This window comes from Nocardiopsis sp. NPDC058631, from assembly GCF_042716955.1.
Lineage (GTDB): Bacteria > Actinomycetota > Actinomycetes > Streptosporangiales > Streptosporangiaceae > Nocardiopsis.
Genome location: NZ_JBHXQY010000027.1, coordinates 43130 through 66695, shown reverse-complemented (window position 1 = coordinate 66695; position 23566 = coordinate 43130). Strand labels below are relative to the sequence as shown.

General features: G+C 71.6%; 17 protein-coding genes. 6 read left to right on the top strand and 11 right to left on the bottom strand.

The genetic code is table 11. The annotated features are described in order from the left end of the window. Nucleotides 1–184 precede the first annotated feature (184 nt). The 8 genes from ACFWTE_RS11975 to ACFWTE_RS11940 form a co-directional block, all read right to left on the bottom strand. Nucleotides 185–1189, bottom strand: coding sequence for a serine hydrolase (locus ACFWTE_RS11975; protein WP_378779338.1), 1005 nt, complete (start codon nt 1187–1189; stop codon nt 185–187). A gap of 145 nt (nt 1190–1334) precedes the next feature. Beyond that, complete coding sequence (locus ACFWTE_RS11970; RefSeq protein WP_378779337.1) at nt 1335–1949, bottom strand: energy-coupling factor transporter transmembrane component T family protein; 615 nt, start codon at nt 1947–1949, stop codon at nt 1335–1337. After that, nucleotides 1946–2644 (bottom strand): energy-coupling factor ABC transporter ATP-binding protein, encoded by a 699-nt coding sequence (locus ACFWTE_RS11965; protein WP_378779336.1) that lies wholly within the window; start codon nt 2642–2644, stop codon nt 1946–1948. The genes ACFWTE_RS11970 and ACFWTE_RS11965 overlap by 4 nt, the downstream gene beginning before the upstream one ends. Beyond that, nucleotides 2644–3330, bottom strand: coding sequence for a biotin transporter BioY (locus ACFWTE_RS11960; RefSeq protein WP_378779335.1), 687 nt, complete (start codon nt 3328–3330; stop codon nt 2644–2646). Before ACFWTE_RS11960 ends, ACFWTE_RS11965 begins: the two co-directional genes overlap by 1 nt. A 205-nt stretch (nt 3331–3535) precedes the next feature. Next, nucleotides 3536–3907: a hypothetical protein gene (locus ACFWTE_RS11955; RefSeq protein ID WP_378779334.1), complete on the bottom strand. Its 372-nt coding sequence runs from the start codon at nt 3905–3907 to the stop codon at nt 3536–3538. Nucleotides 3908–4022: 115 nt separating this feature from the next. Next, the gene (gene ctaD / locus ACFWTE_RS11950) at nt 4023–5675 is read right to left on the bottom strand and encodes a cytochrome c oxidase subunit I (RefSeq protein WP_378779342.1); all 1653 of its coding nucleotides are present in this window, start codon (nt 5673–5675) and stop codon (nt 4023–4025) included. A gap of 542 nt (nt 5676–6217) precedes the next feature. Further along, nucleotides 6218–6427, bottom strand: a complete 210-nt coding sequence (locus ACFWTE_RS11945; protein WP_378779333.1) for a DUF397 domain-containing protein — start codon at nt 6425–6427, stop codon at nt 6218–6220. Then, a complete protein-coding gene (locus ACFWTE_RS11940) occupies nt 6408–7244 on the bottom strand; it encodes a helix-turn-helix domain-containing protein (protein WP_378779332.1) in 837 nt (278 codons plus the stop codon). The genes ACFWTE_RS11945 and ACFWTE_RS11940 overlap by 20 nt, the downstream gene beginning before the upstream one ends. 211 nt (nt 7245–7455) lie before the next feature. Here ACFWTE_RS11940 and ACFWTE_RS11935 point away from each other — a divergent pair, with 211 nt between their 5' ends. Both ACFWTE_RS11935 and ACFWTE_RS11930 read left to right on the top strand, forming a co-directional pair. Beyond that, nucleotides 7456–7950 (top strand): ATP-binding protein, encoded by a 495-nt coding sequence (locus ACFWTE_RS11935; protein WP_378779331.1) that lies wholly within the window; start codon nt 7456–7458, stop codon nt 7948–7950. Nucleotides 7951–7955: 5 nt separating this feature from the next. Beyond that, nucleotides 7956–8201 (top strand): hypothetical protein, encoded by a 246-nt coding sequence (locus ACFWTE_RS11930; protein ID WP_378779341.1) that lies wholly within the window; start codon nt 7956–7958, stop codon nt 8199–8201. 595 nt (nt 8202–8796) lie between these two features. Here the strand turns inward: ACFWTE_RS11930 and ACFWTE_RS11925 are convergent. Further along, nucleotides 8797–9894: a lactonase family protein gene (locus ACFWTE_RS11925; RefSeq protein ID WP_378779330.1), complete on the bottom strand. Its 1098-nt coding sequence runs from the start codon at nt 9892–9894 to the stop codon at nt 8797–8799. A gap of 222 nt (nt 9895–10116) precedes the next feature. Here ACFWTE_RS11925 and ACFWTE_RS11920 point away from each other — a divergent pair, with 222 nt between their 5' ends. Genes ACFWTE_RS11920 through ACFWTE_RS11905 form a run of 4 tightly spaced genes read left to right on the top strand, consistent with a single transcriptional unit; the run spans nt 10117 to nt 12968 of the window. Beyond that, entirely contained in the window at nt 10117–10770 is a 654-nt protein-coding gene (locus ACFWTE_RS11920; RefSeq protein WP_378779329.1) for a HemK2/MTQ2 family protein methyltransferase, read from the top strand. Next, entirely contained in the window at nt 10763–10978 is a 216-nt protein-coding gene (locus tag ACFWTE_RS11915) for a CDGSH iron-sulfur domain-containing protein (protein WP_378779328.1), read from the top strand. The genes ACFWTE_RS11920 and ACFWTE_RS11915 overlap by 8 nt, the downstream gene beginning before the upstream one ends. Next, on the top strand, nt 10975–11976 hold the full coding sequence (locus ACFWTE_RS11910) for an iron-containing redox enzyme family protein (RefSeq protein ID WP_378779327.1): 1002 nt from the start codon (nt 10975–10977) through the stop codon (nt 11974–11976). The genes ACFWTE_RS11915 and ACFWTE_RS11910 overlap by 4 nt, the downstream gene beginning before the upstream one ends. Beyond that, nucleotides 11973–12968, top strand: coding sequence for an L-histidine N(alpha)-methyltransferase (locus tag ACFWTE_RS11905; protein ID WP_378779326.1), 996 nt, complete (start codon nt 11973–11975; stop codon nt 12966–12968). The genes ACFWTE_RS11910 and ACFWTE_RS11905 overlap by 4 nt, the downstream gene beginning before the upstream one ends. Before the next feature lie 54 nt (nt 12969–13022). Here ACFWTE_RS11905 and hrpA read toward each other — a convergent pair whose 3' ends face one another. Beyond that, nucleotides 13023–17000: an ATP-dependent RNA helicase HrpA gene (hrpA, locus tag ACFWTE_RS11900; RefSeq protein WP_378779325.1), complete on the bottom strand. Its 3978-nt coding sequence runs from the start codon at nt 16998–17000 to the stop codon at nt 13023–13025. A 264-nt stretch (nt 17001–17264) separates the two neighbouring features. After that, complete coding sequence (locus ACFWTE_RS11895; protein ID WP_378779324.1) at nt 17265–23528, bottom strand: type I polyketide synthase; 6264 nt, start codon at nt 23526–23528, stop codon at nt 17265–17267. Nucleotides 23529–23566 lie beyond the last annotated feature (38 nt).

Sequence of the window (23566 nt, the reverse complement as noted above, 5' to 3'; positions counted from 1 at the left end):
ACATCGACCACCGCACCCACAGAACAGTCGTCCACATCACGATCGAAGCCTTGCCAAGCCCACCAGACGGCTAACCGAACGGCATTGGGCCTAGGGCGTGTTGCGCGGGCCTGCCGCCCCACCGCGGCCCGTGACGGCGCGAGCCCCGCCCGGACGGGCGGGGCTCGCGTGCGTCCGGCCCCCGTCAGCGGGCGGGGTCCTCGGCGGCGGGGTGCGCGGGGTCGTCTGCGTCGCGCGCGGCCTCCATGGCCCCGGTGACCGTCCCGCACAGCTCCTCGACCAGGGCCACACCGGTGGCGTGGTCGTGGTGGCCGTCGGACAGGACCGCGATGAGGTACTCGTGTCCGGGGCCGCTCACGTAGCCGACGGTGTTGACGTTCCACAGCCCACCGTTGCTCTCACGGGGCGTCCAGCCGTTCTTGAGGCCGACGGTGTCCCCCGGGTCGGCCGAGGCCGACACCCCCCAGGCCTGTTCGGGGGCGACCGACTCCATCAGTTCGCGGACGTAGGCGCGGTTCTCCGCCGCCAGGTGCCCCTCGTCGACGTACAGGACCCGCAGCAGCCTCAGCTGGTCGGCGGCGGTGGTCATCGTGGCGCCCCACACCCCGCGCGGGTGGGGGTCGGTGTTGGTGAACCCGAGGGCCCGGACCCCGCTCGTGAACCCGTCGGTGAAGCCGATGCGGGCGTAGAGGCCGTCGGTGACGTCGTTGTCGCTGTAGCGGATCATCTCCTCCACCTGCACCTGTTCGGAGGCGGTGAGTCCGCGCCCCTCCTCCTCCGCGCGCAGGAGCAGCAGGGTGAGGATCGTCAGCTTGGACACGCTCGCGGTCGGGAACTGCTCGTGTGCGGCGTGGCTGAAGGTGGCGCCGGTGCGCAGGTCCTGGACGGCGACCGCGAAGTCCGCGGGGTGTTCGTCGGCCAGGTCCCCGATCCGCGCGGTGAGTTCGTCGCGCTGGGCGGGGCTGAGGGTGTCGCCGCCGGTGGCGGGCCCGGTCAGGGGGGCGAAGGGCACCAGGGGCAGGGCGCTGTCCGCGAGCAGGGTGCGCACGAGGGCGGCATCCGGCGCGGAGAGGCCCCCGGCGGCCCAGGTGGCGCCGGGGACAGCGAGGGCCATGAGCGCGACGAGGCAGAGCGCCGTCGTGGCGGCGGACCAGGTTCGGATGAGGTCGGCGGGGGGACGCCGGGGCACGCTATCACCGGTTCGTTGGCACGACAGGGGGACTGAGCCGTCATTATCCACCCAGAGGCCCCACCGGCGACGATCCGATATCCAATCGGTACCACGAGCTCACATCTGGTCATGTGGCGGTGGCGTGCGGTTCGCTCGGCAACCGTCAGGTCCGCGTGTCCTCGTCGATCCCGCGGGCGACCAGCGCCTCCCCCGTCGCGTCGGCCATCCGCAGCAGCTGGACGATCACCGGGACCACCAGCAGGTGGGGGCGTCCGGACAGGCCCCGCGCCCGGTAGCCCTCCTGGGCCATCCGCCAGGCGGCGGCGACCATGGGGATGGAGCGGATGGTGAGCGCGAGGACGAGTGCGACCCGGTCGGGGTTGACGCCCACGTGCCGGAGCGGGCGGGCCATGCGCTCGAAGAGGTCGAGCATCTCGCGCACCCGTGTGGTGAGCGTGACGACGTTGGCGAACAGCACGAGCGCGGCCAGCTGCGCGCACAGGCGCACGGCCGTCTCCCACTCCCCGAACAGGATCTGGAACAGGGCGATGGCCAGCAGGAACGGCCACAGGACCCGCAGCACCCCCCAGGCGCGGGCCGGGGCCAGACCGACCACCGGGTAGAGCAGGAGGGAGACGGCCAGAGCGCCGAGCGCGATCCGGTGGTCGGCGGCGGCGACGAGGCCGACGCCGACCACCAGCAGTCCGAGGAGCTTGGCCCCGGCCGGGACCCGGTAGAGCGGGCCGGTGCCGGGGACGAACAGGCCGACCACGCTCACAGCCCGGCCTCCCGGTCGGCCCCGTCCATGAGCGCGAGGTAGTACGGCACCGCGTCGCCGGGCGCCCCGTCGAAGGCCACCCGCCCCTCGTCCATGACCAGGACGCGGTCGAACCCGTCGAGCAGGTCGAGGTCGTGCGTGAACAGGACCACCTGCTGGTCGAGGCCGTCGAGGGTGCGGTGCACCATGCGGGTGTTGCGCAGGTCGAGCAGGGTGGTGGGCTCGTCGCATACCAGCACCTCGGGTTCGGTGACCAGGACCGACGCCAGGGCCAGGAGTTGCTTCTGGCCGCCGGAGAGCAGGTGCCCGGGGTGGTCGCGGTGGTCGTCGAGGCCGTAGCGGGCCAGGGTGGCGTCGACCCGGCGGGCGGTCTCCTCCCGCCCCAGCCTGAGGGAGCGCAGCCCGATCTCCACGTCCTCGGCGACCGTGGGCATGATGATCTGGTTGGCGGCGTCGGAGAAGACGAACCCGACCCTGCGCCGGATGTGCTTGGCGTGGCGCCGGGTGTCCCACTCCCCCAGCGTCACCCGGCCCTCGTCGGGGACGACGAGGCCGTTGAGGGTGCGGGCGAGCGTGGACTTGCCCGATCCGTTCGCCCCGATCACGCCGATGCGGTGCTCGGCGAGGTCGAGGGTGACGTCGCGCAGGACGGCGCGGTCGTCGTAGGAGTGGGAGACACCCCGCAGGCGCAGCATCAGGCGGTTCCGCCGTCGGCCCCGGTGGGGCGCTCGGGGCGCTGGGAGCCCTCGGGGGCCGCAGGGGTTTGGGGTCCGTCCTCGGTCACCGGGCGCCCGGCGGGCGGGATGGGGTAGGCGCGAAAGACCGTGGTGGCGATGAGCGCGGTGACGACGGCCTTGACGATGTCGCCCGGCAGGAAGGCCACCATGGAGAAGCCCGCGGCGAGGACGCCGTCGCCCATGGACACGGCCATCCACGGCACGCCGATCGCGTAGATGACGAGGATGCCGCCTACGGCGTTGATGCCGAGTCCGGCCCAGAAGCTGTAGCTCCCCCGGCGGATCATGAGGTCGGTGAGCAGGCCGATGACCAGTGCCGCGAACACCCAGCTGACGATGAACCCGGCGGAGGGCCCGGCGAGGACCGCGACGCCGCCCCGGCCGCCGGAGAACAGCGGCAGGCCGGCCAGGCCGAGCACGACGAACGTGGCGACGGCGAGGCTGCCGCGTTTCCAGCCCAGGAGGCTGGGCGCGAGCATGATGCCGAGGGTCTGGAGGGTGATGGGTACCGGCGATCCCGGGAGGGGGATGGCGACGGTGACGCTGAGCGCGGCGATGAGTCCGGCGAACACGGCGATCAGCGCGAGGTCGCGGGCGGTCAGACCCCTGTGGCGGACGTGCTTCTTCGTCCCGGTGACGGGCATGGGCGTTCCCCCTCGGGGAGGCGGTGGGAGTGGATCACCACCCATTGTCCGTGATGCGGGCGTCCCGCCGGGAGGGCGGGGCGCACAGTTCCGTGCGCCCCGGACTTGTGGAGGTCGTCCTGAGACGGAGGTCACCCTGCGGGGTTCTCGCGCTCCTGGGCGGGCAGCCGGGGGCCGCCGCCCTCACCCGTGGGGCCGCGGTTCCTCAGCGGTCGTCGCTGTCGGCGCGGCCCCGGTAGACCAGGCGTCCGGCGTCGTCGTGGCCGTAGCGGGCCTGTCCTCCGCCCGGGACGGCCAGGACCAGGCACGTCTCCTGGAGGTGCGCGGCCCTGGCCGAGCGGATCCGCGCGCCGTCCAGGGGTCCGCCGACCAGCTCGACCCAGCCGGTCCTGGCCCGCACGAACCCCGCCGCGAACACACCGGTCACCGTGCAGAGCGCGGCCACCGCGAAGCCGGCGTTGTCCGTCCAGGTCCACAGCATCATCAGTGTGGCCACCGCCAGGAGCGTGATGAAGACCGCGCCGGCGCGGCCTTCCAGGAGCGGCCACCGCGGGTTGTCGCCAGGGGATGGATTCACGACCATGCGCCTTCGATCCGGAACCGGTCGCCCTCGGTGCCGTGCGGGCACCTCGGGCCTTGAGCTCGTGTTCGGGCGGGCCCTCGCGGGGAGGGCCCGCCCGGCGGGGGAGGGTTCAGTTCCTCTCGGGGTCCGTGCCCGCCGGAACCGCGGCGTGCGGGTGGTTCAGGTCGAACGCGGGACGCTCCGAGCGGATGCGCGGCAGCGACACGAAGTTGTGCCGCGGCGGCGGGCACGAGGTCGCCCACTCCAGCGAGCAGCCGTAGCCCCACGGGTCGTCCACCATGACCTGTGGCGCCCTCCTCGCGGTGATGTAGATGTTCCAGAGGAAGAAGAGCGTCGACGCGGCCAGGACGAACGACGAGACCGAGGAGATCTGGTTCAGTTCGGTGAACCCGTCGCCGGGCAGGTAGTCGGCGTAGCGGCGCGGGAACCCGGCCGCGCCCAGCCAGTGCTGCACCAGGAAGGTGCCGTGGAAGCCGAGGAACAGGAGCCAGAAGTGGGCCTTGCCCAGCTTCTCGTTGAGCATCTTGCCGGTGAACTTGGGCCACCAGAAGTAGAAGCCCGCGAACATCGCGAACACCACGGTGCCGAACACCACGTAGTGGAAGTGGGCGACCACGAAGTAGGAGTCGGTGACGTGGAAGTCCAGCGGCGGTGAGGCCATGAGCACGCCGGTCAGGCCGCCGAAGAGGAAGGTGGCCAGGAACCCGATGCTGAACAGCATCGGGGTCTCGAAGGTGATCTGGCCCCGCCACATCGTGCCGATCCAGTTGAAGAACTTCACCCCGGTGGGCACCGCGATGAGGAAGCTCATGAACGAGAAGAACGGCAGCAGCACCGCAGCGGTCGCGAACATGTGGTGCGCCCACACCGTCACGGACAGACCGGTGATGGCGATGGTCGCGGCCACGAGGCTCTTGTAGCCGAAGATCGGCTTGCGGCTGAACACCGGCAGGATCTCGGTCACGATGCCGAAGAACGGCAGGGCGATGATGTACACCTCGGGGTGCCCGAAGAACCAGAACAGGTGCTGCCACAGGATCGCTCCCCCGTGTTCGGCGGCGAAGACCTGTGTGCCGATCATGCGGTCGGCGCCCAGGGCGATCAGGGCGGCGGTCAGGACCGGGAACGCGATGAGCACCAGCACGCTGGTGAGGACGATGTTCCAGGTGAAGATCGGCATGCGGAACATCGTCATGCCGGGTGCGCGCATGCACAGGGCGGTGGTGATGAAGTTGACACCGCTGAGGATGGTGCCCAGACCGGAGACGGTCAGGCCCAAAATCCACAGGTTGCCGCCGATCCCCGGTGATCGGACCGCGTCGGAGAGCGGCGTGTACGCGAACCAGCCGAAACTGGCCGCGCCGGCCGGGGTCATGAACCCGCCCAGCACGATGAGGCCGCCGAAGAGGAAGAGGTAGTACCCGAGCAGGTTCATCCGGGGAAAGGCGACGTCGGGGGCGCCGATCTGCAAAGGCATGATGACGTTGCCGAACCCGACGAACAGCGGGGTGGCGAACAGCAGCAGCATGATCGTGCCGTGCATCGTGAACAGCTGGTTGTAGCCCTCATTCGAGATGATCTGCCTCCCGGGGGAGAACAGTTCGGCGCGGATGAGGAGCGCGAGGACACCGCCGAAGAGGAAGAACGCGAACGAGGTGATCAGGTACATGTACCCGATGACCTTGTGGTCGGTCGACGTCAGCCAGTTGACGATGATCGAACCCCGGGATGTCTCCCCCTGGTCCGCGTGCTCGTCGCGCACCTCGGGCGCCGTTGATACCTCTGCCACGATTCAAACCCCCACATGCGCAAAACAACGGATAAATGAAGGCCGGCCCCAGCCGGTTTCCAGCCGCCGCACCCCTGGGGAATCCCTTTCCCGAATGCCAAGGGTAACGCTAGCGCAGGGCCGTGACCTCGCAGTGGAAAGAGAACTCGTGTTCCCCTGTCAAATATCCCGGTTTTCCGCTATTCCGTTGTTTTCCTGTCTTTCGACAGCCATGGTGGGGGTGGTTGGTTGTTTCTCCGGGAAAGGCCGGATTCGAGGAGGGGCCCCGGGGGACGGGGGTTCTCGGTGAGCTCCCACTCCGGGCCGGTGGGCTGGGAGGTGGACGGGGAGGAGCCGGAGAAAGGGAGACCTGAGGGGTGGGGGGAACGACCTTCAGGGACGCTCATGGGTCACTTTTCGTCACTGGCGTCACACATCACGGGAGACATGTCCATGTCGTCCAGATTCTGCCAGCTGCCGGTGTCGAAAGCCCGTGGTTTGGGCGTTCCCGAAGGCCGTGGCCACCACGGCCGGAACTAGTCGGCGGTGTTGCCCTCACGAAGGGAGGAGCGTACTGAGGAGAGAAGCGCACTCCAGTCCGAGGTGGAGAAGGTGAGGTGGCCGAGGGGGCGGTTCTGGGTGTCTCTGACGTGGACCCGGGAAGGGGTGTCCGCGACCTCGACGCAGTTCCCTCCCTGGTTGCCGCTGTAGCTGGACTTGCGCCAGTCAGAAGGGGTCAATCCCATGGCTGTGTGCCTCCTTGTAGCGGGAGATGAAGTCAGCGGACTCGTCCGGAGACAACGAAAGTGATTGCAGCGCCCCGAACCTCTGGGCACATTCTTCCACTTCGTCAGCATCACTGACCACATGCCCGCTTCCGGGCATCTCCGCGTAGGCGAGGCGCTGCCCATTGGGCATACCCAGCAACGTGAAAGCTCCGTCCATAGCGGCATGCACACCCTTCGCGAAGGACATGACCTGCAAACGAACGAAGGGCTCAGCAGCCAAGGTCAGCAAGCGATCAAGCTGGGCCAACATGATCTCTCGCGAGCCGATCGGCCGCCTGAGCACCCCCTCGTCGATGACCACCCAAAGTGATGGTAGAGGGTCACGCTTCAGGAGTTCTTGGCGAGCCATCCTCGCTTCGAGCAGACGTCCGACCTTCTGCTCACTACTAGGCGGCCAGCTCGAACTAAGAACAGCGTGAGCGTACTCCCTTGTCTGGAAAGGTCCAGGCACCGCTTGGGTCTCATAGTAGTGAACGGCCTTGGCATCGGCTTCCAGCTCGACAAAGGGCCTGAACCACCGAGGCGATCCGTCCTTGGAACCAGGCCAGAGCTTAGCTAATGCGCCGCCCGCTTTGAGTACCTTGTCCGCCCGTTCCGCGAAGCTCTTGCGCGGCGCCCTATCCGCTCGTTCGATCGCGCCCACCATCTGGTGTGAGATGAGTGTCGCCTTGGCCAGCTCCCGCTGGGACATATCTGCCAAATGGCGCAAACGCTGCAACTCATCGCCAAAATGCACAAGCGCCGCTTTCTCTGCGACTTTGAAATCATTCTCCATGGCTACAGTCCACCACATCTGGCTACGGCGTATCACGCTTTTCCACAGAAACCTACTTCTGATGGCCGTAGATGGTGTTCAGACGTTCCTAGTGGCACTGTGGCCAAAGGAGCCAGAGAATTCACTGGCTCGCAAGCAAACGGCCCCGGACGGTGCGTCAACACCGAAACCGGGGCCTTAGCCCACAACCTGAACAGACAGGTGAGGACTCATGCCCAACCGTACCGTTTCCCTTTCCGGACGGCGTCGACGGCTGCCGCTGCGGCGCTGCTCGTTCCGGTTCACCGGACGCCCCGAGAGCGTCAAGGACGCCCGCGACTGGCTTGACCGCCGTCTGGCCATGGCGGACGCACCCGAAAAGATCGTCCGGACCGCGCTGCTCCTGCTCTCGGAGCTCGCCACCAACAACGTGGTGCACGCACCCGGCGACACCAAGGCACGCGGAGACTTCCACGTGCGGGCGTTCTTCTTCCACGGATGGCTGCGAGTGGAGGTCCGCGACGCACACGGCCGTGCCCCTTCTCTCCGCGTCGTCACCCCGGACGCCACCGCCGAGGGCGGTCGGGGGCTGGTGTTGGTGAACGCGTTCGCTTCCCGCTGGGGACGTTTCCAGTCCGGCCGAGGACCCGGCATGTTCTTCGAGCTGCGCTGGGAGCTCCCCCAGCCTCCGGCCCCGGTAGTCCCGAACCCGCGAAAGGGTCGGTGACCACCATGACGGGCTACCACCTGCGGCCGAGCCAGACGGTTCTGGACCTGCGCGAGGAGTTCCCCGACTTCCTCATCTGCGAACTGCACAACGACCTTGGACGACCCTGCTTCACCGCGACCAGCACCCTGACCGGCGCCAGCGGCCAGCCCGAGCTGGTCGTGACCGCCGGAGCGGACGAACTCAGGAGGACGCTCACCGTCCTGAGTACCGGTAGCACCCAGTCGGGGCGGGAAGGTGGCGAGTCGTGACCGTCTCTCTGACTCTCGAAACGCTGAAAGCCCCGGTGGTCCAGGAAGTCGACCGCCTCCGGGCCACCTACCGGCGGCGGGGATGGACCATCTGGCACGGAAAGTCGACGGGCCAGTACTGGGCCGCGCACACCCGCAGCATGGTGATGCTCAGCGGTGACAGTCCTGGGGACCTGGCGAAGGAAATCGAAAAGGTGCAGCCGAGCAGGCCGCCGGTCACGGTCCCCCGTCCCCGGCACAGCTCGCCGAGGCGGTTGCCGCCAAGGCCCCGGCCGCGCGGAGCTCGCTCTGGGCTGAACCCCCTGTCCGTGATCAGCTCCTGACCACCTGCGCCTGTTCTCTCTCGAACTCATCGGAGGCGCGCTTCAGGAACAGCACCCCGAAGCCGGGCGGGGACAGGATCACAACGCTTCGGGAACACCGGTGTTTGCCCAACACGACCCCACCCCTGGAGTCACCAGAGCGGTCGAGAATGACTCCGGGGCGGGGGTCGCTGAACCGGTCACACCGGATGGGATGGTGGCCGAGCCGGCGGGGGCGCTGACCGGTCGACCTCCCGGGCCAACGTGCACGACCGCTGACTTCGCGGGCCGGGCTACTCCGTGGCCGTCCCGGCCCGACGGATGCGGTTGATCGGCACCGGGAGCACGCACACCGGGACGGGGATCTCCAGGCGGTGGCCGGTGTCCGCCGGGATCCCGGTGCCGGGGTCGATGCGCAGGGACGCCAGTGAGTCGCCGTTCTGGGCCGCGACCACCAGGTGGTCGGGCTCGTCGCGGTGGCCCCGGACCACGGTGAAGTTGCGCGGCCAGGCCCCGACGGCCGTGTTGGCGACGTGCTCCAGGCGGGCGCCGCCGTCGCGGACGGCGAGGGTGGAGACCGCGTCCGCGCCCCGGTTGGACACGTACACGTGGCCGTCGTGGGCGGCGATCTCACCGGGGAAGTTCTTCCCGACCGCCTCCTCGCCGGTGGCGTGGACCGAGCCCACATGCTCGGCGGTGCCCGCCTCGGCGTCCCAGCGCAGGACGTGCGCGCGCGAGTCCAGTTCACCGGCCACGTACACGTACTCCCCCGACACGGCCGCGTGGCGCGGGCCGGTGCCCGGCGGCAGGGCGATGGCCCCCACCGGTTCGCCCGCCCGGTGGACGCGCAGTTCGTCGGTGCCCAGGTCCACGACGAGCAGGCTCTCCCCGTCGGGCGCGACAACGAGGCTGTGCGCGTGCGGGCCCTCCTGGCGGTCGGTGACCGGGCCGCTCCCCGTGTTCGGGAACCCGCGACCGCCCGCCTGCGGTGCGCCGTCCGCGCCCAGCGGGAACACCGTCGCGGTCCCGTTGGCGTAGTTGGCCACGCCCACGGAGGAGCCGAGGTCCAGCACGTGGCAGGGTGAGCCGCCGCCGGTGGGGACCGAGCCCAACTCGGCGAGTTCCGCGTCGCCGTCGACCCGGAAGGCGGTCAGCGTGCCCTCGGCCCGCTCGTTGACCGCGTACACCGTGGGCGGGTCCGCGTGGAAGGCCAGGAACGACGGGCCGGGGGTGCGGGCGGCGACGCCGCCGTGGGCCATCGCGCCGGTCTCGGGGTCGAACCGGACCCGGTAGATCCCCTCGCCCCCGCCGGGCGGGTCGGAGTCGGGGGTGTAGGTCCCCACGAACAGGAGCCGCCGGTTGTTCGTCGAGTCGCCGACCGAGTCGCCCACCAGGAACCTCGTTTGCCTCGTAGCTGTGTGTCAGCACCCCAGTGGTATAAACCACTGCGCGCGTGCCCCAGGCTACTGGCCGGCCGTCCACCCGTGGCGGCAGGGGCGCCCCCGTGTGGCACGGGTGGCCCCCTCACCGGCGATCACCCCAGGTCACCGGCTATGACCCGCAAGGCTCGGTGCAGTGGTTGGACGGCTCGAAGACCGGGTAGTGGTGCCCGCATGCTACTAGTGAGGCCACCAGGCGTTTACCGGGCGCAGGAGGACACCTCGTTGCTCCGTGCCGTGCTGCGCCGACGCGGCCGGATCACCGGCCGCTCAGTCCTCGACGTCGGTTCGGGTACCGGGGCGCTGGGCATCGAGGCCTTCAGGGCCGGCGCTGCCAGCCTCACCGCGATCGACCTGTCGCGACGCTCAGTGATGGCGAGCTGGCTCAACAGCCGGTTGCACGGGGTCCCGGCGACGGTCCGGCGCGGCGACCTGTTCGCTCCCGTGGCCCCGCGCCGCTTCGACCTCGTGCTCGCCAACCCGCCCTACATGCCTGCCGACGGTCTGCTGCCGCCCCGCCACCGGATGGCGAGGTGCTGGGACGCGGGACCGGACGGGCGGCTCCTGTTGGACCGCATCTGCGCGGGGGCGCCCTCGGTGATCAGCGAGGACGGCGCGCTCCTGCTCGTGCAGTCCGGGCTCGCCGACGAGCAGACCACGTTGGACCAGCTCAAGGAGGCCGGGCTGGTGGCCGAGGTCCTCGCGAGGGCCCACATCCCGTTCGGGCCGGTGCTGCGGGCGCGTGCTCCGGCGCTGCGCGCCCGCGGGCTGCTCGGCCCCGATCAGGTGAAGGAGGAACTCGTGGTCATCGAGGCGCACCATGGCTGAGGCCCGTCGCCGGGTCATCGTCACCGACGAGGGCCCCATCCTCGTCTACGGCCCGATCGACGTGGAGATGCCCGACGGAACGCGCGTGCACAGCGACCGGGCGGTCACCGCGCTGTGCGTGTGCGGCCGCAGCCGGCGCCGCCCGTTCTGCGACACCAGCCACCGTCGACGTGTACGCGACAAAGAGGGCAAGGAGTACGGCCCATGACCGCGACGATGCCTAAAGCACCGACGCTTCCCGCCCCCCGCGGCCCGATCTCCGAGGCGGTTCTGTCCGCACTGCGCGGAAACCGGCCCGAGTCTCCCGCCGTGGACGGGTCCCCGCCCTACGGCGAGGACCTCCAACTGGCCCTCTACTGCTGCTACGAACCCCACTACCGCGGGTTCGACGGAGTCGACGCCGACCTCGAATGGGACCCGGCACTGCTGACGATCCGCGCCGAGCTGGAAGGTGCCTTCCTCGGCGCGCTCAGAGCCGACGTGCCCGCCGGCGCGGACGTCGAGAGCGAGCTCGGTGAACTCCTCGTCGAACACGTCGACGCGTTCGGCGTCTCCCACCACCTGCGCCGCCAGGGGGAGCTGTGGCAACTGCGCGAGTACGTCGCGCTCCGCTCGCTCTACCACCTGAAGGAGGCCGACCCGCAGACCTTCGTCATCCCGCGCCTGGACGGTCCGCCCAAAGCCGCCCTCGTGACGGTGCAGCACGACGAGTACGGCGCCGGAGACCCCGAGCGGGCGCACTCCAAGCTCTTCGCCGACATGATGGCCGAGCTCGGCCTCTGTGAGGCCTACGGCGCCTACCTCGACTCCGCTCCCGCCGAGATGCTGGCCGAGGTCAACTTCATGTCGCTGTGCGGGCTGCACCGCGGGTTGCGCGGGGCGCTGATCGGGCAGTTCGCCACCGTCGAGCTCACCTCCTCCCCCGGCTCGGACCGGCTGGTCAAAGCCATGCGGAGGCTGGGCTGCGGCCCGGCCGCCATCCGGTTCTACGCCGAGCATGTCGAGGCCGACGCGGTGCACGAGCAGCTCGTCCGGCGCGAGGTCATCGTGCCGCTGCTGAGCGCCGAACCCGAGCTGGCCCCCGACGTCGTGTTCGGAATCCGCGGCAGCACGTTCCTGGCCGCCCGGTTGGAGGAGCGCCTGTTGCGCCACTGGAATCGCGGCGAGTCGAGTTTCCGCAGCGGGATGGACGGGAGAAGACCATGAGAGCACCTGAACCAGCGGCGCGGGCCGACGTCCTCCAGGTCGCCGACAGGGGCGACGCGGTGCCGGAGGAGACGGTCGTGCGCGACTGCCTCCAGCAGGAGCCGCCCCGGCTGCCGCCCTGGCTCGGCTACGACGCGGTCGGCTCCCAACTGTTCGAACAGATCACCGAGCTGCCCACGTACTACCTGACCCGCGTCGAACGCGACCTGCTGGAGCGCCACTCCCCGGAGATGGCCGAGCTGCTCGCCTGCGGGCGGCTCGCGGAACTGGGCAGCGGAAGCGCGAAGAAGACACGGCTGCTGCTGGAGAGCTGTCTGCGCCTGCGTGAGACCACCTACCTTCCGATCGACGTCGACCGGAGCATGCTGCTCTCCAGCGGCGCCGCGCTGTGCTCGGAACTGGACGATCTTGAGGTCACGGGCCTGTGGGGACGCTACGAAGCCGGTCTCGACTGGCTACGCACCCACCCCGGTGGGCCGCTCGCCGTCGTCTTCCTCGGCAGCAGCTTCGGCAACACCACACGCGAGGAGCGTGACGGGCTGCTCGGCGAGATCGCCCGCAGCCTGGGCCCGGGCGAGAGCTTCCTGGTCTCCGCCGACCTGGACAAGAGCCGCGAGGCCCTGGAGACCTGCTACAACGATCCCGCCGGACACTCGGCCTTCGCCGACTTCCGGCTCAACTACCTCACCCAGCTCAACCACCGCTACGGCGCCGACTTCGTGCTCGACGACTTCGTCCCGGAGGCCCGCTACAACGCGGACACCTCCACCGTGGAGGGACGTCTTCGCGCCCGAACCGACCAGGAGGTGCCCATACCGGGACTCGGAATCACACTGCGCCTGCCGCGCGGGCAGTTCCTCAACGTCGGCTACTCGGCGAAGTTCGACGACCGGCAGCTGGCCCGCGAAGCAGGAGCGCACGGTTTCCACCTGCGGGCCCAGTGGAAGGACCCCGAGGCGCTGTACGGGCTCTTCCTCTTCCGCCGCGACTAGACACCGCGCAGCAGGGCGACCCGGCGGCGGCGGGGGCCGCCACGGCCCCGGGGCCTACTTCCCGGCGGCCTTGACGGCCTCCAGTGCCTTCATGATGCGCTTGTCGGAGACCGGGTAGGCGGTGCGCAGCTCCTGCGCGAACAGGCTCACCCGGTACTCCTCCAGCATCCAGCGCAGCTCCACCACGTCCGGGTCGGCGGCCCGCCCCGGGGGCAGGGTCCCGGTGACCCTCACGACGGCCTGGCGCATCTGCTCGGTCCTGGACATGTTCACCTGGTCGCGGCGGGGGTTCTCCGGCAGCTTGCCCAGCCGGTACTCGATCCCCCGCAGGTAGCGGTGCAGGTCGTCCAGGCGCGACAGACCGGTGGCGGTCACGAAGCCGTCCCCCACCAGGGCGCCGAGCTGCCCCTGCACGTCGTTGAGCGAGGGCAGGACGGCCAGGGACGTGGTGCCCTTGACCTTCTTGGAGACCTTGCGCCACAGCACCAGCACCCGGGCGACCTTGTCCAGGGTCTCGGCGAGGGTGTCGCCGAGGTCGGCGCGCACCCGGTCGGCGAGCGCCGCGAACTCGGGGGCGTCCCAGACCGGCCCTCCCTCGCGGGCGAGCAGGTGGTCGACGGCGGCCGACTCGGCGTCGGCGAGCATCGCCTTCACCGATCCGTGCGGGTTGTCGGCCAGGGCGAGCTTGTCGGGGTTGTTGAGGCCCTTGCTGACCGAGAGGGCCGGCGAGGGGATCGTGAGCATGAGCAGGCGCCGGGTCCCGGCCCACATGGCGGCGCGCTGCTCGGACCGGGTGTCGAAGATACGCACCGCGATGCTGTCGCCCTCGTCCACCAGGGCCGGGTAGCCCTTGACCTTGGGGCCGAGCGCCTTGCGCTCCAGGGTCTGCTCCAGCGGACCGAAGTCCCAGGAGGTGATGCCCTTCTTCTCGACGCCCTTGGCCTCCGCCGAGATGGCCTCGCGCAGGCGGGGTTTGAGCTTGGCGCGGAGCTGCTCCAGGTCCTTGGACTCGGCCAGGGTCCGGTTGCGGTCGTCCACGGCGCGGAAGGTGATGCGCAGGTGGTCGGGCACCCGGTCCAGCTCGAAGGCGCTCTCGGGGATGCGGTCCCCGCCCCTGGGCTGGGCCATGCGGGTGAGTTCGGCGGCCAGGGCCCCGGCCAGCGTCCCCTCGTAGGGGGTGAGGCCGGCGCGCGCCTGGGCGGCGTTGTCGGGGACCGGTACGAAGAAGCGCCGCTGCGGTTTGGGCAGCGAGCGGATCAGCGCCGTGACGAGTTCGTCGCGCAGCCCCGGGATCTGCCAGTCGAAACCGGTGCTCTCCACCTGGTTGAGGAACTTCAGCGGGATGTGCGCGGTGACACCGTCGGCGGCGCTGCCCGGCTCGAACTGGTAGGTGAGCGCGAACGTGAACGCGCCCTGGCGCCACACGTCGGGGTAGTCGTCCTCGCTGACCACGTCGACGCCGTCGTTGATGAGCTCCTCGCGGGTGAAGTCCAGGAGCGCGGGCTCGGTGCGGCGGGCCTTCTTCCACCAGGCGTCGAAGTGCGCGGCCGACACGATGTCGTCGGGGACGCGGCGGTCGTAGAAGTTGAACAGCGTCTCGTCGTCCACGACGATGTCGCGGCGGCGGGCACGGTGTTCGAGGTCCTCGACCTCGTCGAGGAGCTTGCGGTTGTCGTGGAAGAAGTGGTGCCGGGTCTCCCAGTCGCCCTCGACCAGGGCGCGGCGGATGAACAGCTCCCGGGACAGCTCCGGGTCGATCCTGCCGTAGGACACCTTGCGCTGCACGACGATGGGCACCCCGTAGAGGGTGACCCGCTCGAACGCCATGACGGCGCCGCGCTTGCGCTCCCAGTGGGGTTCGCTGTAGTTGCGCTTGACGATGTCCCCGGCGAGCTCCTCGGCCCACTCCGGTTCGATCCGCGCGACCATGCGGCCCCACAGCTTGGACGTCTCCACGAGCTCGCCGACCATGACGAAGCGCGGCTGCTTCTTGAACAGGGCCGAGCCGGGGAAGACGGCGAAGCGCGCTCCGCGCCCGCCCAGGTACTCGTGCTTCTCGGGGTCCTTGAGGCCCACGTGGGAGAGGAGTCCGGCCAGCAGCGACATGTGGACGCCGCGCGGGTCGGCGGCCTCCTCGCGCAGCGGCGGCACCTCGATGCCCATGGTGCGCAGGACCTGTTTGAGCTGGGAGTGGATGTCCTGCCACTCGCGCACGCGCAGGTAGTTGAGGAACTCCTCGCGGCACAGCCTGCGGAACTGGTTGCCGGACAGCTCGTGCTGGCGGTCGCGCAGGTGGTTCCACAGGTTGAGGAACGCCAGGAAGTCCGACTCCTTGTCGGTGAACCGGGCGTGGAACTGCTGGGCCTGCTGCTGTTTGTCGGTGGGGCGCTCGCGCGGGTCCTGGATGGACAGGGCCGAGGTGATGACCATGACCTCGGCGAGGCAGTCGCGCTCCTCGGCCTCCAGGACCATGCGGCCCAGGCGGGGGTCGATGGGCAGCTGGGCGAGGCGCCGACCGGTCTGGGTGAGGCGGCGCTTGCCGCCCCCCTTGCCGGAGTCGGTCTCGGCCTCGGGGTGCAGGGCGCCGAGCTCCATGAGGAGGTTGACGCCGTCCTTGATCTGGCGGTGGTCGGGACCGTCCACGAACGGGAAGGCCGCCACGTCGCCCAGGCCCAGGGAGGCCATCTGGAGGATGACCGAGGCCAGGTTGGTGCGCAGGATCTCGGGGTCGGTGTACTCCGGGCGGGACAGGAAGTCCTCTTCGGAGTACAGCCGGATGCAGATGCCCTCGGAGACGCGCCCGCAGCGGCCCTTGCGCTGGTTGGCGGAGGCCTGGGAGACCGCCTCGATGGGCAGGCGCTGCACCTTGGTGCGGTGGGAGTACCGGGAGATGCGGGCGGTGCCGGGGTCGATGACGTACTTGATGCCGGGGACCGTCAGGGAGGTCTCGGCGACGTTGGTGGCCAGGACCACGCGGCGCCCGCTGTGGGAGGACCACACGCGTCTTTGCTCGGAGACCGACAGGCGCGCGTAGAGCGGGAGGATCTCGGTGCCCCGGAGCTTCTTCTTCTCCAGGGCCTCGGCGGTGTCGCGGATCTCGCGCTCGCCGCTGAGGAAGACCAGCACGTCGCCGGGCGGCTCGTGGGAGAGCTCGTCCACGGCGTCCAGGATGGCCTGGGTCTGGTCGCGGTCGGTGCCGGGCCCCCGGTGCTTCTCCTCGGGGTCGAGGATCTCCTCGGAGATGGGCCGGTAGCGGACCTCGACGGGATAGGTGCGGCCGGACACCTCGATGATGGGGGCGTCGTCGAAGTGGCGGGAGAAGCGCTCGGGGTCGATGGTCGCCGAGGTGATGACGACCTTGAGGTCGGGGCGCCTGGGCAGCAGCTGTTTGAGGTAGCCGAGGAGGAAGTCGACGTTGAGGCTGCGCTCGTGGGCCTCGTCGATGATGAGGGTGTCGTACTGGCGCAGCATCCGGTCGTGCTGGATCTCGGCCAGCAGGATGCCGTCGGTCATCAGCTTGACCAGGGTGCTGCCGCTGGAGGAGTCGGTGAAGCGCACCTTGTAGCCGACGGTCTCGCCCAGCGGGGTGCCGATCTCCTCGGCGATGCGCTCGGCGACCGTGCGCGCGGCCAGGCGGCGGGGCTGGGTGTGCCCGATGGTGCCCATGACACCGCGCCCCAGCTCCAGGCAGATCTTGGGCAGCTGGGTGGTCTTTCCGGAGCCGGTCTCACCGGCCACGATGACGACCTGGTGGTCCCGGATGGCCTCGGCGATGTCCTCGCGCCGGGCGCTGACCGGGAGCGACTCGGGGTAGGTGAGCTCGGGGACGGCCTCGCGGCGCAGGTCGACGCGCAGGACCGCCTCGTCGACGTCCCTGGCGATCTGGGTGGCGGCGGAGGCGTTGCGGCGCTCGTCACTGATCTTGGCGAGTCCGTCGATACGCCGACGGAGCCGGTGCCGGTCCGCGGGCATGAGGTCGCGGAGGCGGGATCGGAGGGCGTCCGCGGTGGGTGTGGGCGTGGTCGTGCTCATCAGTAGTCAAGGGTAGAAGGGTCGGCAACCGGTTTTCGACACGGAGTCGGACACCGGGAGGCGCGCCGGCGGGAACCGGGCGCCCCGAACCGTGGGTGCGGGGTCGCCTGGCACGTCGGACTCAACGCCGCCGGGGCCGGTTCTGTTCCGGTGGCGTTGGGGCCCGCGCCCCACCGCACCCCACCGCAGCCCTCCGCGCCCCGCGCGGAGACGGTCCGTGCGGGGCGTGGTGGGGGCGTGGTGGAGGCGGAGGGGACGAGGCCGCTACAGGTCGTGGGCGACCAGCCAGTCGTGCAGGGCCCGGCCCACGACGTCCACGTGCCCCTCCAGCATGGTGAAGTGGTCGCCGGGCACACGCAGCACCTCGTGCCGGGCGGCCCACGTGAAGGGCTCCAGTTCCTTGCCGTCGCGGTCGAGCGTGGGCTCCTGCGGACGCATCTGGAGCGCGGGCGTGGTGACCGTGCCCGGCTTCCAGTCACGGAAGAGCCGCAGGTAGGCGCCCATCGCGGTCAGGCGGACGCCGTCCATGATGCCGATCGTCTCGCCGCGTTCGACCACGCCCGCCTCGATGGTGGCCAGGCCCGACAGCTCCAGGTTGTGCGGGTCGGGGGTGTCCATCATGACGGCCAGCTCGGGAGCCCCCGCCCCTCCCCCGGCCTGGAGGTGTTCGAGCCGTTCCAGCACGGCGTGCGCGACCCAGCCGCCCGAGGACCGGCTGACCAGGACGTAGGGACGGCCGGCCGCACACGCGGCCACTTCGTCGGCCAGGACCTCGGCGACGGCGTCGATGTCGACCGGAAGGGGTTCGCCGTCGGCGAACCCGGGCTGGTGGAGCACGTCCACCTCGCGCAGCCCCCGCACGCCCTTGGCGAAGCGGGCGTACTCCTGGACCCCGGAGATCATCAGGACCGACGGCAGGCAGATCAGCCGTGTCGCGGCGCCCTCCCGTGAGAGGCGGACCGGGGGGCGCCGGACCCCGGCGTCGTGGACCCCGGTGAACACCGGCCGCATCCGGGAGGCCGCCCAGAGCACGTCCAGCCCCTCCGAGATCCGGCGCTGACGGCACGCGTCCACGAACAGGTCGACCAGCCCGTCGTTGGCGTTCGTCCTCCTGCCGGGAGCGCCCGTGGCGGTCGCGTCGTCGGTTCCCGTTCCCAGTTCGGCGCCCAGGAAGGAGGCCAGGGCCCTCGGGGTGGGGTGGGCGAAGGCGAGCCCGGCCGGCATCCGCAGCCCGGTGGCGGCGCCCAGCTGGTTGCGCAGTTCCACGGCGGTGAGCGAGTCGAAGCCCATCTCCAGGAACGGCGCCCCCGCGTCGAGCCCGTCCGTGCCCGTGTGGCCCAGCACGTCGGCGGTGCGCTCCAGGACGAACGACAGGAGCAGTGCGTCGCGCCGGTCGGCGGGGGCGCGGTCCAGGGCCCCCCGGAGGTCGCCGGCGGCGGGTCCCGGGGTTCCGGCCCGACGGCGTGGCGGCCGGACCAGGCCCCGCAGCATGGTGGAGACCTCTCCCGTCCTGGCCGCCCGGGCCCGGGCTCCGGCCAGGTCCATGGGCACCGGCAGCAGGTGCGGGAGCCCGGAGGCGAGCGCGTCGTCGAACAGGGTCAGCCCGTGGGCGGTGCCGACCGGCCCGGCCAGCCCGAGGCGGGCGTAGCGGCTGATGTCCCCCTCGTCGAGGGCTGCGGTGGTCGCGCCGCGCTGGGCCCACATTCCCCACGACAGCGACACCGCGGGCAGGCCGTGGGCGCGGCGGTGGTGGGCGAGCATGTCCACGAACGCGTTGGCGGCGCTGTAGTCGGTCTGCCCCGGGCTGCCGAGGGTGCCCGCGGCGGACGAGAACAGGACGAACGCCGACAGGTCCCCGGTGAGTTCGTGCAGGTGCCAGGCGGCGTCGACCTTGGGGCGCAGGACGTGGTCGATGCCCTCGGGGGTGACGGAGGTGAGCAGACCGTCGTCCAGCGCGGCGGCCACGTGCACGACGGCCGTGATCCTGTGCCCGGAGAGGAGGTGCGCGAGCTGTCCGCGGTCGGAGGTGTCGCAGGCGGCCAGGGTGACGGCCGCGCCCCGCTCCACGAGGGAGGCCTCCAGTTCGGCCGCCCCCTCGGCGTCCGGTCCGCTGCGGCTGACCAGGAGGAGGTCGCGGACTCCGTGGCGGTCGACGAGGTGGCGGGCGACCTCCCCGCCGAGGGTCCCGGTGGCCCCGGTGACGAGGACGGTGCCGTCTCCGAACGATCCGGGTGCCGCGGGCCGCCCGTCGCGGGCCGTGCGTGCCAGGCGCGGCCCGAGGGGGACGCCGTCCCGCAGCGCGAGCTGGTGCTCGCCGCCGGTCAGCGCGGCGACGAGCAGCGGTGCGGTGCGCCCGGGGTCGTCGGTGTCGACGATCGCGAACCTGCCGGGGTGCTCGCGCTCGGCCGCGCGCACGAACCCCCACAGGGGGGCGTGCACCAGGTCGGGCACGTCCTCGGCGGGTCCGGTGGCGACGGCGCGGTGCGTGAGCAGGACCTGGCGGGCGTCGGTGGTCCGTTCGTCGGCCAGGAGGCTCTGGGCCTGGGCGACCACGTCGGCGAGGGCGGCCCGGACGTCGCGGGGCCCGGGTGTGAGCGGGGTGTCCAGTCTCGGCAGCAGGACGTGGTCGGGGGCGGGGGCCCCCGTGTCCAGGGCCCGGGCCAGCGCACGCGCGTCGGGGTAGGAGCGCACGACGTGCCCGGAGGCGGTCAGGGCGGAGGCGCTGTCGAGGAGGTCCTCGCCGAGGACGGCCCACACCTGGGGTTCGGCGGCGCCGCCCGCGGGAACCTCGGCCCACTCCACGTGGAACAGGTCGTCGGAGCCGCCCCGGGCGGCCGTGCCCCCGTCGTCGCCGACCGCCCCGCCGGGGGCGCGCAGGACCAGGGAGTCCACGGTGGCGACCGGGGACCCGGTCGCGTCGGCGAGCAGGAGGGACACCTCGCCGTCGCCGGTGGGGCGCACATGGACGCGCAGGCGGGCGGCCCCCGCGGCGTGCAGGCTGACGCCGTTCCAGGAGAAGGGCAGGCGCACCCCGTCGCGCGGCATCCAGGGCGCGCATCCGATGGCGTGCTGGGCGGCGTCGGAGAGCGCGGGGTGGAGTCCGAACCGCTCGGCGTCGGCACGCCGCGCCTCGGGCAGTTCGACCTCGGCGTAGACCTCGTCGCCGACGAGCCAGGCCGCGGTGAGCCCCCGGAAGACGGGACCGTAGGTGTAGCCGATCTCCTCCAGGCGTGCGTACAGGTCGTCGGTGGGAACGGGGTGGGCGCCGGGCGGCGGCCAGGAGGCCAGGTCGCGGTCCTCCCGAGCGGGTTCGGGGGCCACCGTGCCCGTCGCGTTGCGGACCCAGGGGCGTTCTCCGAGGTCAGGGGACCCGGGGGCGCTGGCGGCGCGTGAGTGGACGGTGAGCGCGCGCCGGCCCTGCCCGTCGGCGGGGTCGACGGTGACCTGGATCTGGACGGCGCCCCGCGCGGGCAGGACCAGGGGTGCCTGGACGACGAGCTCCTCGACGTGGGGGGCGCCGACGCGGTCGCCCGCGTTGAGCGCGAGTTCGAGGAACCCTGTCCCCGGCAGCAGGACGGTGTCGCCGGCCGCGTGGTCCGCCAGCCAGGGGTGCGTGGTCAGGGAGACCCGCCCCGTGAACAGGGTGGCGCCGGTGTCGGCCAGGGGGAGCGCCGCTCCGAGGAGGGGGTGCGCCTCGGTCTCCAGGCCGGCCGAGGTGACGTCGCCGGAGCGGCCGCCCGTGATCCACAGGCGCCGGCGCTGGAACGGGTAGGTGGGCAGATCCACGGTCCGGGCGCCGTCGCCGAACACGGTCGTCCAGTCGGGGGTGGCGCCGTGGACGTGGGCCTGGGCGAGGGAGGTGCAAAAGCGTTCCAGCCCGCCCTCGTCGCGGCGCAGGGTGGGTACCGCGGCGGCAGCGGTTCCGGTCCAGGAGATGGTCTCCTGGACGGGGAGGGTGAGCACCGGGTGGGCGCTGGCCTCGACGAAGACGGTGTGCCCGGTCTCCAGGAGAAGCTCCGTGGCCTTCTGGAACAGGACCGGTCGGCTCAGGCCCGCGTACCAGTAGGCGGCGTCCATGGGCCGGTCGAGGACCCCGCCGGTGACCGGGGAGTAGACGGGGATGCTCGGCGCGGTCGGGGCGAGGTCGGCCAGGTCCGCGAGCAGGCGTTCCCTGACGGGCTCGGTACCGGGGATGTGCGAGGCCACGTTCGCGGAGAACACCCTGGCCCTGACCCCCTCGGAGGTGTAGGCGGCCACGAGGCGGTCGATCGCGGCGTGGTCGCCGCCGACGACGGTGGTGCCGGGGCTGTTGACCACGGCGACGTGCAGGTCGCCGAACTCGGGGAGGCGGGCGCGGACGCTGTCGACGCCGAGGGAGACCACGGCCATGGCCGCGTTCCCGACCAGGTCGCGTACCGCGCGGCTGCGCAGGGCGATGACCCTGGCGGACTCCTCCAGGGTCAGGGCCCCGGCGACGTGCGCGGCGGCCACCTCGCCCTGGGAGTGGCCGACGACGGCGTCGGGGCGCACACCGTGGGAGGCCCACAGCGCGGTGAGCGCGATCATGACCGCCCACAGCGCCTGCGGGACGACGTCGTGGCGGTCCAGCGGCGGCGCTCCGGCGCGTTGGAGCAGGGTGTCGGTGAGGGACCAGTCGGTGTAGGGGGCGAGGGCCCGCTCGCACGCGGCGATCCGCTCGGCGAACACCGGGGAGTCGCGGAGGAGTTCACGGGCCATGGCGGGCCACTGGGACCCCTGGCCGGGGTAGACGAAGACCGTGCGGCCCTCCGCCGCCCGGCCCCGTACGGCCCCGGGGTCCGGGACCCCTCCGGCCAGCGCGTCCAGCCGGGCCAGGAGCGCGGTGCGGTCGGTGCCGACGACCGCCGCGCGGTGGGGGAACGCGGTGCGGGTGGTGGCCAGGGACCAGCCCACGTCGGCGGGGTCGAGGGAGGGGTCCGCCAGCACCCGGTCGCGCAGCCGGGTGATCTGCCGGGTGAGGCCCTCCTCGCTCTGCGCGGACAGCGTCCACGGCAGCGGCGCGGGGGAGCCCGACCCGCCCCGGGCGGTCAGGGCCGTGCTCTCCCTGCCGGTCTTGCCCGCAGCGGGTCCGGACGTGCGGTCGGCGCGCTCCGCCTCGGGGGCGGGCCGGTCCGGGGCGGCCTCGACGATGAGGTGGGCGTTGGTGCCGCTGGCTCCGAACGCGGACACCCCGGCCCGGCGGGGGCGCCCGGTCTCCGGCCAGGGCCGCGCCTCGGTGAGGAGTTCCACGCCCCCCGACGACCAGTCGACCTGCGGGGTGGGCTCCGCCACGTGCAGGGTGCGCGGGAGCACTCCCTCGCGCATCGCGGTGATCACCTTGATGACGCCGGACACCCCGGCCGCCGCCCCGGTGTGGCCGATGTTGGACTTGAGGGACCCGAGCCACAGCGGCTCACCGGGGCGGTCGCGCCCGTAGGTGCCGAGCAGGGCGTTGGCCTCGATGGGATCGCCGAGCCTGGTCCCCGTGCCGTGCGCCTCCACGGTGTCCACGTCGGCCGTGGTGAGCCGGGCGTCCGCCAGGGCCTGGCGGATCACCCGTTCCTGGGCGGGGCCGCTGGGCGCGGTGAGGCCGCTGGAGGCGCCGTCCTGCCCGATGGCGCCGCCCCGGATGAGCGCGAGGACGCGGTGGCCGTTGCGGCGCGCGTCCGACAGCCGCTCCAGGACGAGCATCCCCGCCGCCTCGCCCCACCCGGTTCCGTCGGCGTCGGCCGAGAACGCCTTGCACCGCCCGTCGGCGGCGAGGGCGCCGTGCCCGGTGAAGGAGACCCAGGAGGAGGTGTCGGTGTAGACGGTCGCGCCCCCGGCCAGCGCGAGGGAGGACTCCCCCGCGCGCAGGGACCGCATGGCCAGGGTGAGGGCGACGAGCGAGGAGGAGCAGGCGGTGTCGACGGTGACGGCCGGGCCCTCCAGGCCCAGGGTGTAGGAGACGCGTCCGGCGGCGACGGCGGGCATGGCGCCGAGCATCCGGTAGCCGATCAGCTCGGGCGGCGACTCCTGGATCGGCGGGCCGTAGGTCTGGCCGACCATGCCGACGAACACCCCGGCGGGGGTGGAGTGCAGGGAGCCCGGGGTGATGCCCGCGTGTTCGAGTGCCTCCCACGCGGTTTCCAGGACGAGCCGGTGCTGGGGGTCCATGGACAGGGCCTCGCGCGGGTTGATCCCGAAGAAGGCGGGGTCGAACTCCCCCGCGCCCTCCAGGAAGCTCGCGGAGCGCACGTAGGTGCGCCCGGGGGCGTCCGGGTCGGGGTGGAGGAGCCCGTCCAGGTCCCATCCCCGGTCGGTGGGGAAGGCTCCGCGGGTCTCGCGCCCCCCGACCAGGAGGTCCCACAGTCCCCGGGGGTCCTCGGCCCCCGGGAAGCGGCAGCCGATCCCGACCACGGCGACGGGCTCGTGGGCCCGGTCCTGCGTCTCCTGCGCGTGGGACCGCGCCTGCCGCAGATCGACGGCCATCTTCTTGACCAGGTCGCGGAACTTGTTCTCGTTCGTCATCCGTGTGCCGCTCTCGTGTGCGTTCCGGTCAGGAGGGT

Excerpts from the sequence above, each read along its gene's own strand:
- ACFWTE_RS11965 (WP_378779336.1), bottom strand. The coding sequence starts at position 2,644 with ATGCTGCGCCTGCGGGGTGTCTCCCACTCCTACGACGACCGCGCCGTC.
- ACFWTE_RS11960 (WP_378779335.1), bottom strand. The coding sequence starts at position 3,330 with ATGCCCGTCACCGGGACGAAGAAGCACGTCCGCCACAGGGGTCTGACC.
- ACFWTE_RS11945 (WP_378779333.1), bottom strand. The coding sequence starts at position 6,427 with ATGGGATTGACCCCTTCTGACTGGCGCAAGTCCAGCTACAGCGGCAAC.
- ACFWTE_RS11940 (WP_378779332.1), bottom strand. The coding sequence starts at position 7,244 with ATGGAGAATGATTTCAAAGTCGCAGAGAAAGCGGCGCTTGTGCATTTT.
- ACFWTE_RS11935 (WP_378779331.1), top strand. The coding sequence starts at position 7,456 with ATGCCCAACCGTACCGTTTCCCTTTCCGGACGGCGTCGACGGCTGCCG.
- ACFWTE_RS11930 (WP_378779341.1), top strand. The coding sequence starts at position 7,956 with ATGACGGGCTACCACCTGCGGCCGAGCCAGACGGTTCTGGACCTGCGC.
- ACFWTE_RS11920 (WP_378779329.1), top strand. The coding sequence starts at position 10,117 with ATGCTACTAGTGAGGCCACCAGGCGTTTACCGGGCGCAGGAGGACACC.
- ACFWTE_RS11915 (WP_378779328.1), top strand. The coding sequence starts at position 10,763 with ATGGCTGAGGCCCGTCGCCGGGTCATCGTCACCGACGAGGGCCCCATC.
- ACFWTE_RS11910 (WP_378779327.1), top strand. The coding sequence starts at position 10,975 with ATGACCGCGACGATGCCTAAAGCACCGACGCTTCCCGCCCCCCGCGGC.
- ACFWTE_RS11905 (WP_378779326.1), top strand. The coding sequence starts at position 11,973 with ATGAGAGCACCTGAACCAGCGGCGCGGGCCGACGTCCTCCAGGTCGCC.
- hrpA (WP_378779325.1), bottom strand. The coding sequence starts at position 17,000 with ATGAGCACGACCACGCCCACACCCACCGCGGACGCCCTCCGATCCCGC.
- ACFWTE_RS11895 (WP_378779324.1), bottom strand. The coding sequence starts at position 23,528 with ATGACGAACGAGAACAAGTTCCGCGACCTGGTCAAGAAGATGGCCGTC.